At 72.1% G+C, this 9,054-nt stretch carries 6 protein-coding genes; 2 read left to right on the top strand and 4 right to left on the bottom strand.

What is annotated here, in order from left to right; all coding sequences use genetic code 11:
- Positions 1–107 precede the first annotated feature (107 nt).
- The 3 genes from ACFXGA_RS07510 to ACFXGA_RS07500 all read right to left on the bottom strand — a co-directional run bounded on the left by ACFXGA_RS07510 (position 108) and on the right by ACFXGA_RS07500 (position 3,860).
- Positions 108–1,475 (bottom strand): tryptophanase, encoded by a 1,368-nt coding sequence (locus tag ACFXGA_RS07510; protein ID WP_378085192.1) that lies wholly within the window; start codon positions 1,473–1,475, stop codon positions 108–110.
- A gap of 9 nt (positions 1,476–1,484) precedes the next feature.
- Positions 1,485–2,483 carry a tryptophan dimethylallyltransferase family protein gene (locus ACFXGA_RS07505; RefSeq protein ID WP_378085190.1) on the bottom strand — a complete coding sequence of 333 codons (999 nt, stop codon included), beginning with the start codon at positions 2,481–2,483 and terminating at the stop codon, positions 1,485–1,487.
- Positions 2,484–2,996: 513 nt separating this feature from the next.
- The gene (locus tag ACFXGA_RS07500; protein WP_378085188.1) at positions 2,997–3,860 is read right to left on the bottom strand and encodes a 3-hydroxybutyryl-CoA dehydrogenase; all 864 of its coding nucleotides are present in this window, start codon (positions 3,858–3,860) and stop codon (positions 2,997–2,999) included.
- A gap of 256 nt (positions 3,861–4,116) precedes the next feature.
- Here ACFXGA_RS07500 and ACFXGA_RS07495 point away from each other — a divergent pair, with 256 nt between their 5' ends.
- A complete protein-coding gene (locus tag ACFXGA_RS07495) occupies positions 4,117–5,145 on the top strand; it encodes a serine hydrolase domain-containing protein (RefSeq protein WP_378085244.1) in 1,029 nt (342 codons plus the stop codon).
- A 54-nt stretch (positions 5,146–5,199) separates the two neighbouring features.
- Positions 5,200–8,370, top strand: a complete 3,171-nt coding sequence (locus tag ACFXGA_RS07490) for an NACHT domain-containing protein (protein WP_378085186.1) — start codon at positions 5,200–5,202, stop codon at positions 8,368–8,370.
- A gap of 6 nt (positions 8,371–8,376) precedes the next feature.
- On the opposite strand, the gene ACFXGA_RS07485 is transcribed toward ACFXGA_RS07490, so the two are convergent.
- Positions 8,377–8,838 carry a CAP domain-containing protein gene (locus tag ACFXGA_RS07485; protein WP_378085184.1) on the bottom strand — a complete coding sequence of 154 codons (462 nt, stop codon included), beginning with the start codon at positions 8,836–8,838 and terminating at the stop codon, positions 8,377–8,379.
- Positions 8,839–9,054 lie beyond the last annotated feature (216 nt).

Below are 9,054 nucleotides of genomic sequence, written 5' to 3'. Positions count from 1 at the left end.
GGGGGCGGCGCGGCGGGGGCGGCCCGCGGCCCGGCCGGGCGCGCCCCCCCCCCCGCGCGGGGGGGGGGACGCGGTCACCGCCCCCCCCCCATCTGGCGTCCGACGCCCTACACCACCGGTTCGAGCCGGCAGTTGAAGTGCCGCAACAACGCGGGCGCGTGCGTCAACCGGTACCCCGGCACCCGTTCCGGGTCCTTCGCGATCTCCGCCAGCGTCTCGCCGACGTACTCCAGGTGGCTCTGCGTGTAGACCCGGCGCGGGATGGCGAGCCGGACCAGCTCGTACGGCGCGGGCTTGACCAGCTCGCCCGCGTCGTCCAGCTCGCCCAGGTAGAGCGAGCCCAGCTCGGCGCACCGGATGCCGCCCGCCAGGTACAGCTCGGTGGCCAGGGCGAACCCCGGGAACCGGTGCGGCGGCAGGTGGCGCAGCAGGCGACCGGCGTTGAGGTACACCGCGTGCACCCCGGTCGGCCGCACGCTGTCCACGCCCGCGGCCTGCGCCAGGTCGGCCACGTACGCGGTGGCGTCGGCCCGTGCCCGCAGGTACTCCGGGTCGGTGACCTCCAGCAGGCCCTGCGCCAGCATCTCCAGGTCGCGGCCGGAGAGGCCGCCGTAGGTGCGGAAGCCCTCGGTCGCGATCAGCAGCAGCTCGCACTTGGCGGCCAGCTCGGGGTCGCGGATCGCGAGCAGCCCTCCCATGTGGACGATGGCGTCCTTCTTCAGGCTCGCCACGCACCCGTCGGCGAGGCGGAACGCCTCCTCCGCGACCTGGCGCGGGGTGTGGTTGGCGTAACCGGGCTCCCGCTGGGTCACCAGCCACGCGTTCTCCGCGAACCGCGCCGCGTCCAGGAAGAACGGCACGCCGTGACGGCGGGCGAGTTCCGCCGCCGCCTTGATGTTCGCCATCGACACCGGCTGGCCGCCGCCACCGTTGTTGGTGATGGTGATCAGCACCACGGCGACGTCCCGCGGGCCGGACAGGATCGCCTCCAGCGCGTCCAGGTCGATGTCGCCCTTGAACGGCGCGTCGTCGTCGAGGTCCTTGGCGGCCTGGCAGGGCAGGTCCACGGCCTGGCCCCCGAGGATCTCGACGTTCGCGCGCGTGGTGTCGAAGTGCGTGTTGCTGACGCTGACCTGGCCCGGCTTGAGCAGCGCGGTGAACAGGATCCGCTCGGCCGCGCGCCCCTGGTGGACGGGGAAGGCGTGCGGGTAGCCGGTCAGGTCCCGCACCACGTCGCGGAAGCGGTAGTAGGAGCGCGCACCGGCGTAGGTCTCGTCACCGCGCATCCCCGCCGCCTGCTGCTCGGCCGACAGGGCGCCGGTGCCCGAGTCGCTGAGCAGGTCGATCGTCACGTCGGTCGCGGCGAGGTTGAACGGGTTGTAGCCGGCGGCGGCCAGCGCCCGCTCGCGGTGCGCCCGGGTGGTGATCGGGATGGGCTCCACGACCTTGATGCGGTACGGCTCCATCGTGGGCATCGGTGACTCCTAGCCTGCCAAGCTGATCGAACGGGGTGAGGCCATGTCGTACGCCTCGGACGAGAGGTAGACGGTGACGCCGGGACGCGGCCTGCCCATGCGCAGCGAGACGTGCGCGATCAGCCCGACGCCCTCGTCCAGCGGACGTCGGGCGATCGTGCGCAGCGCGTTGTCGAACTGCGTGGGGTCGAGGTCGTACTTGTCCATCACCGCGAGCACGCGGCGACGTGCCTCTTCGTCGTCGGTCACGTAGTCGCGGATCGGCACGTACAGGGAATAGCCGCTGGGCACGTCCGCGTCGCCGTCCAGGAACGTGTAGCTGGAAATGAGGGGTCGCCGGTCGAACGTCCCGGTGCTGCCGCCGGTGAGCAGGCAGAAATCGGGCACCCTGTCCACATCGACTCCGCGCGCGGCTTTGGCCGCACGAGTGACGTCCGTTACATCCGCCGCGTGGTGGGAGATGTAGACCTTCACCCGGGCCCGTCGTTGTTCGACGAGGTCGAGCGCGAAGAACGAATACTTGTCGAGTCCGGGGCGGGTCACCGCGTTGGCGCGCAGGACCGGGAAACCGGCGGCGAAACCGGTCCGCTCCAGCGCTTCCCGCACCACGTCCTCGGCGGCTGCCTCTCCGCGCACTTCCGGGTTGAGGTAAACCTTGACCTCGGGCGTCGCGTCCGGGCGGAACACCAACGAATACCAGAATGTGAAGTCCCGTTCCGGGTCGTCCGGCAGGAACAGGTTCCGCACCGCGTCGAAACGGCGGGTGTCGAGGTTCTCCCGGTGCTTCATCCGGTCCAGCGCGGCGAGCGCCGCCGCGGTGTTGGCGGCCCTGGACGGCCTGGTCGCGGTGGTCTCGACGATCGTCCGGACGGTCGGGGCCTCGCCCGCGGCGAAGGCCGCGGAGAACTCGACCGGGGTGTGGTCGTCGGCCACGTCGGAGGGCCAGGCCGGCCTGGTGGAAATGGGGTGCAGACCGCCGGGGCCGAGCGCGTCCGCGAGCAATCCCACGGGTTTAACGGTGTTTTGCGTGATGCCCAGGGAGTGCAGCAGGGCGCTGAGCTGACGGCCCGTGAAATCGCGAATGGAGACTTTTTGAGGGTCCAAGGCGGGGTTCTCCTCGTGGGGGGCGAGTCGAAAGTTACGCTAGGCGAAGCAATCTTGTCCACCAGGCGGCCGTAGCGTGACGTACGGCACTCTAAAGCCAGGTCACAGGTCCTGTCGATCAGTAGTCGCGTGACCGGGGACGGTAATCAAGACTGCTCCGAACGGCCTCTTGACCTGAGCGCCGTCAGTCTTTCGCACTAATCGGCCGGCGGTGTGCGATGACGGATCGTGGCATTTTGCCCGCGCGTCGCGCTGAGGTACCGTCGGACGTTTGCCCGCTATTGCGCGCGGCCATTCGAGACGCGGTCCGTCGATTTTTCGCCGCGTTCCGGGCGTGACGGCCCCGCCCTCGGTGTGGTAAGCGCAAGGGGCCGCCGACCACCCGGTCGACGGCCCCGCCCGCTGCTCCGACCCCGGTCAGGCCGCGTAGTTGTGGAACCCGCGCCCGCTCTTCTTGCCCAGCAGCCCCGCGTCCACCATGCGCAGCAGCAACGGCGGCGGCGAGTACAGCGGCTCCTTGAACTCCTCGTACATCGACTCGGCGATCGCCTTGGTGGTGTCCAGTCCGATCAGGTCGGTCAGGCGCAGCGGACCCATGGGGTGCGCGCAGCCGAGCACCATGCCGTTGTCGATGTCCTCGGCGCTGGCGAACCCGGACTCCAGCATCCGGATCGCCGACAGCAGGTAGGGGATCAGCAGGGCGTTGACCACGAACCCGGCCCGGTCCTGCGACCGGATGACCTCCTTGTGCAGCACCCCGGTCACGAACTCCTCGGCCCGCGCCTTCGTCCGCTCGCCGGTCAGCAGCGACGGCACCAGCTCGACCAGCTTCAGCACCGGCACGGGGTTGAAGAAGTGCACGCCGATGACCTGCTCGGGACGGCCGGTGGCCATGCCCAGCTTCATGATCGGGATCGACGAGGTGTTCGACGCGAAGATCGCCTCCGGGTCCACGACGACCTTGTCCAGCGCCGCGAACACCTCGGTCTTGACCTGCTCGTTCTCCGCGACGGCTTCCACGACCAGGTTCCGGTCGGCGAAGTCTGCGAGGTCGGTGGTGAACCGCAGGCGCTCCAGTGCGGCGTCGCGGTCCTCGGCGGACAGCTTGCCGCTGCGCACCCCTCGGCCGAGCGAGGAGGCGATCCGCCCCCGCGCGGCCTCCGTGGCGTCCGGGCTGACCTCGGCCACCAGCACGTCCAGCCCGGCCCGCGCGCAGACCTCGGCGATGCCGGAGCCCATCAGGCCCGATCCCACCACTCCAACACGTTGAATGTCACTCACGCCCCGATCCTGCCAGGGGCGTCGGCCGGCGGCACCACCTCCACCTGTAGCCATGTCCGGTGGACCTCATCCGCAACCGCGTCGTGGGCATCGTGGCGCAGGGCGGTTCGGTGAAGCCGTGCGGGCGTGGAGCCGAGGGCTCGAGCCCGACGGCAGCACGGCCGCGTAGCGCCACCCGGACTGCGGTTCTCCACAGCGGACCGGGTGGCGTTCCCCATGGGCCGCCGCCGCGCCGCCGCCTAGCGTCGTCCCCGTGATGATCAACACTGCGATCGCCGGCGTCCTGCTGGCCGTCAGCGGCACGTTCCCCGCGATGGACGGGTGGGTCGGGCAGGGCTGGGCCTCCGGCGCGCTGCTCACCGCCGAGACCCCCGCCGGCACCCGCGCGGACGCGGCCGGCGAGGCGTCGGTCGGCGGGTACTTCCGCATCGGCAGCGCCACCAAGACCTTCGTCGCCACCGTCGTCCTCCAGCTCGTGGACGAGGGCCGCGTCGGGCTGGACGACCCCGTGGACCGGTACGTGGCGGGCGTGCCCGCGGGCCGCAACGGCGACCGGGTCACCGTGCGCCAGGTGCTCAACCACACCAGCGGCCTGTACGACTACGCGCACGAGGCCGGCTACTCGACCAACCGGTGGCGCGGCGCGGACCGCTTCCGCACGTACCGGCCCCGCGACCTGCTCGACGTGGCGTTCGCCCGGCCGTCCCACTTCGACCCGGGCCAGGGGTGGCGCTACTCGAACACCAACTACATCGTCGCCGGGATGGTCGTCGAACGCGTGACCGGCCGGACCTACGGCGACGAGGTCCGCGCCCGCGTCCTGCGCCCGCTCGGGCTGAGGCACACCCTCGTGCCGGGCCGGTACCCCGGCCTGCCGCACCCGCACGCCCGCGGCTACGCCGAAGTGGACGGCGCGCTGGTCGACGCCACCCTGATGAACCCGACCCTGGACTGGGCGGCCGGCGAGATGATCTCCACCGCCGACGACCTCAACCGGTTCTTCGACGCCCTGCTGAGCGGCAGGCTGACCAGCGCGGCCTCGCTCGACGCCATGCGGCAGACCCGGGAGGACACCGGGACCGTCTTCGCCTACGGCCTCGGGTTGCAGCGGTTCGACCTGCCGTGCGGCCGGTCGGTGTGGGGGCACGGCGGCGAGCTGCTCGGCTACCGGACGTACGCCACCCGCGCGGACGACGGCACCCGCGCCACGCTGTCCTACAACCCGCTGCCCGCCGACGTGCCGGGCGACGCCGTCGTGGACCTGTTCAGCGCGATCTACTGCTGACCTCCGCACGGGACTTCGCACCCGCCGGCGACGGTGGGTGCGAAGCTGTGCGGCATGGGCATCGAGATGGCTTTGATCCCCTTGGGCGCGTCCGTGGTCCGCAGCGCGCTGAAGCTGTGGCTGGGTGACAAGTCCGTCACGGCCGCCGTCGGCGGCACCGGGGTCGACCTGCTGGAGAAGCAGTTGACCGGCGCGCTGGACCAGCGCCGGCTGCGGCGGATGGGCGACCAGTTCACCGATGCCGTGATCGAACGCGTCCAGCCGATCCTGGAGCACGAGTACCGCCGATTACCGGAGCACGAGCGACTGGCCGCGATCGAGGCCGTGCGCGAGACGTTCGAGCGGGCCGCGCTGGACGACGACGACCTGTTCGCCGCCGACCTCGACGCCCGCCGCCTCGACCGGCACCTGCGCGGACGTGCCGCCGACGCCACCGACGGGCTGTCCGCGGACGGCACGCAGCTCTACGGCCTGCTGCTGCGCGAGTGCGCCGGGTACGTGATCGAGATCGCCCGCCGGCTGCCGCCGTTCGGCCCGAGCGCGTTGACCGAGATCCTGCGCCGCGAGACCGAAATCGTCACCGGCATCCGGGACGTGCTGGCCCGCCTGCCGCAACGGCGCAGCTCCACCGACTTCTCCTACGACTACCGGCAGCTCGTCGCCCGGACCCTCGACCAGGTGGAGATGTTCGGCGCGACGCTGTCGGAGGGCAGCCGCCGCTACCCGCTGTCGGTCGCCTACCTCAGCATCACCGCCGACGCCGTGACCGGGGACTACTTCACGCCCGGCCGCCGGGTGGAGGAGCTGCTGGCGTCCGGCGACCGCGTGTTCGTCCGCGGCGAGGCGGGCCTGGGCAAGACGACCCTGCTCCAGTGGATCGCGGTCCGCGGGGCCCGGCGCGACTTCGCCGAGCCGCTGACCCACTGGAACGACGCGGTGCCGTTCTTCATCCCGCTGCGCCGCTACGCCGACCGCGACCTGCCGTCGGCGGACCGGTTCCTGGACGAGGTCGGCCGCCACATCGCCGACGAGATGCCGCCCGGCTGGGTGCAGCGGCACCTGAGGTCGGGGCGGGGGCTCGTCCTGGTCGACGGCGTGGACGAACTCGCGCCGCACCGCCGCCAGGAGGCCCGGGAGTGGCTGCGCTCGCTGATCCTCGCCTTCCCCGCGGCCAAGTTCGTCGTGACGTCGCGCCCCGGCGCGGTCGACCCGAACTGGCTGGCGGCCGACGACTTCGTGGTGGCCTCCCTGCAACCCATGACGGCGACCGACGTCCGGGTGTTCGTGGAGCGCTGGCACGCCGCCATGCGCTCGCAGCTGTCCGACCACCCGGCCCGGGACGAGCTGGCGGGCTACCAGGCGCGGCTGCTCGACCGGTTCCGCGCCCGGCACCACCTGCGCAAGCTCGCCGGGTACCCGCTGCTGTGCGCGTTGCTGTGCGCCCTGCACCGCGACCGGCGAGGCCACCTGCCGGAGAGCCGCATGGAGCTGTACGACACGGCGTTGCAGATGCTGCTCGAACGCCGTGACGCCGAACGGCGCATCGAACCGCTGCCGGGCCTGACCCGGACCCGCAAGGTCATCCTCCTGGGCGACCTGGCCTACTGGTTCATCCGCAACGACCTCACCGACGCGCCCGTCGACCGGGCGATCGGCCAGGTCGAGCGGCGGTTGCGGTCGATGCCGGAGGTCCGGGCGTCCGCCGAGGAGGTCTACCGGCACCTGCTCGAACGCAGCGGCCTGCTGCGCGAGCCGGTCGAGGGCCGGGTGGACTTCGTGCACCGCACCTTCCAGGAGTACCTGGCCGCGGGCGCGGCGATCGACGGGGACGACATCGGCACGCTCGTCGCCCACGCCCACCTCGACCAGTGGCACGAGGTCGTGGTGATGGCCTGCGGCCACGCCTCCCGGGGGCGGCGCGACGAACTGCTCGACCGGATCCTCACCCGCGGCGACGAGACCCGGCGGCACCGGGTCGCCCTGCACCTGCTCGCCGTGGCGTGCCTGGAGACCGCGCCGGAGCTGACCCCCGACCTCCGCGGCCGCATCGAGGACCGGGTCGCCCGCCTGCTGCCCCCGCGCTCGGTCACGGCGGCCAAGTCGTTCGCCTCGGCGGGCGCCTTCGTGCTCGACCTCCTCGCCGCCGCCCGGCCGCGCACCGAGGTGGAGGTGGCGGCGACGGTCCGCGCCGCCGCGGCGACCGGGCTGGACGACGCGCTGCCGCTGCTGGCGGCGCACGGGCGGGACACCCGGGAACGGGTGAAGCAGGAGCTGGTCGCCGCGTGGGGCAAGTTCGACCCCGAGACCTACGCCGCGACGGTGCTCGCCGACCTGCCGGTGCTGGCCGTCAGCCTCACCGACCCCGCCATGGCGCGCGGGCTGCGCCACCTCCAGCACGTGCAGCGGGTGTCGTGCCCCGCGCCGCCCGGTCCGCTCGACTTCGTGCCCCCTCAGGTCCGGGTCCTCACGCTGACCCTGCGCGACGAGCCGGACCTCGGCACGCTGCGCACACCGGAGCTGAGGCACCTGCGGGTCGTGCACCCCGGCAGGCTGGACGTCGCGCCGCTCGGCGCGCTGCCCGCGCTGCACGCCGTCCGGGTCACGGCGGGGGAGATCACCGGTCTGGCCGGCCTGCGCCGGGCGCCGCGGCTGCGGCACGTGAACCTGATCGGCGGGTGGGACGCGGCCGAGCTGGCCGGGCTCGGCCGGTGGCGGCTCGACGTGCTGAAGCTCACCGGCGCGCGCCGGCTCAACTCGCTGGACGTGCTCGCCTTCCTGGTGGAACCCCGGGACCTGCGGCTCGAGGACGTGCGGCCGGCGAACGTGCACGCCGTCGAGCGGTGGGCGGCCACCCTGGAGACCCTGGCGCTGCGGCGGTGCGGCACGGTCGACCTCGGCCCGCTCGCCGCGCTGGGCGCGCTGGGCGCGCTCGACCTGTCGCACACCACGGTGTTCGACCTGCGACCGCTGTCCGGGTTGCGCGGCCTGGAGCGGTTGAAGCTCACCTCCACCCGGGACGCGCGGTCGCTCGCGCCGCTGGCCGGCGCGACCGGCCTGAAGGAGGTCACCTTCACCGAGGGCACCCCGGTGAACCTGGCCGCGTTCGCCGGGAGGCGGGGGCTCGTGGTGAAGGTCGAGGGCTTGTTGACCAAGGTGGTCGGGGCCGAGCTGCTCGGCGAGGGCAGCACCGTCGAGGTCGTCTCGACCGTGCGGGTCGGCCCGTGACGCCGGTCAGCCCGCCGCGCCGAAGTCCTGCGTCCAGTAGACCTTGTTGTTGCCGTCCACGGCGTGGGCGACGCCCAGGTCGCGCAGCTCGCAGTTCACGATGTTGGCCCGGTGGCCCTCGCTGTTCATCCACGCGCGCACGACCTCCTCGGCGGACGCCTGGCCGGCGGCGATGTTCTCGGCCATCGCCCGGAAGTGATACCCCGCATCGGTGACCCGTTGGGCGGCTGTGCTGCCGTCCGAGCCGGTATGCGAGAAGTTGCCGGTCCGCGCCATGTCGTCGCTGTGCCGCTTGGCGGCGGCCGCGAGCTGGGCGTTGGCGGTGAGCGCCGGGCAGCCCGCCGCCGACCGTTCCCCGTTCGTCAGAGCCAAAACCTGGTCTTCGAACGTCGGTGCGGCAAGTGCCGGCGCGGACGTGAGCAGCAAACCCGCGAGAGCCGCACCGGCCGTGAACGCCTGCGTCTTCATGTCTCTTGTCCTCCTCGTAGACGGAGCCTTGTTGTCAAGGGATTCCCGCCTACGGAAAGACTTGCTGTACACGATCGGTTGAACGTGGTCACGGGGGGGGGGGGGGCGCCCCCCCCCCCCCCCCCCCCCCCCCGGCGGGCAAAAACCCCTGGGGTGTTAAAAAAAAACACCCCCCCCACAACACACAGATACAGTGTGGTAGAAAAAAACAAACAC

The sequence above is a fragment of the Actinosynnema sp. NPDC059335 genome (assembly GCF_042752395.1).
Classification (GTDB): Bacteria; Actinomycetota; Actinomycetes; order Mycobacteriales; family Pseudonocardiaceae; genus Actinosynnema.
Note: the sequence above shows the minus strand (reverse complement) of the source record. Positions and strands in the feature narration are given on the sequence as shown.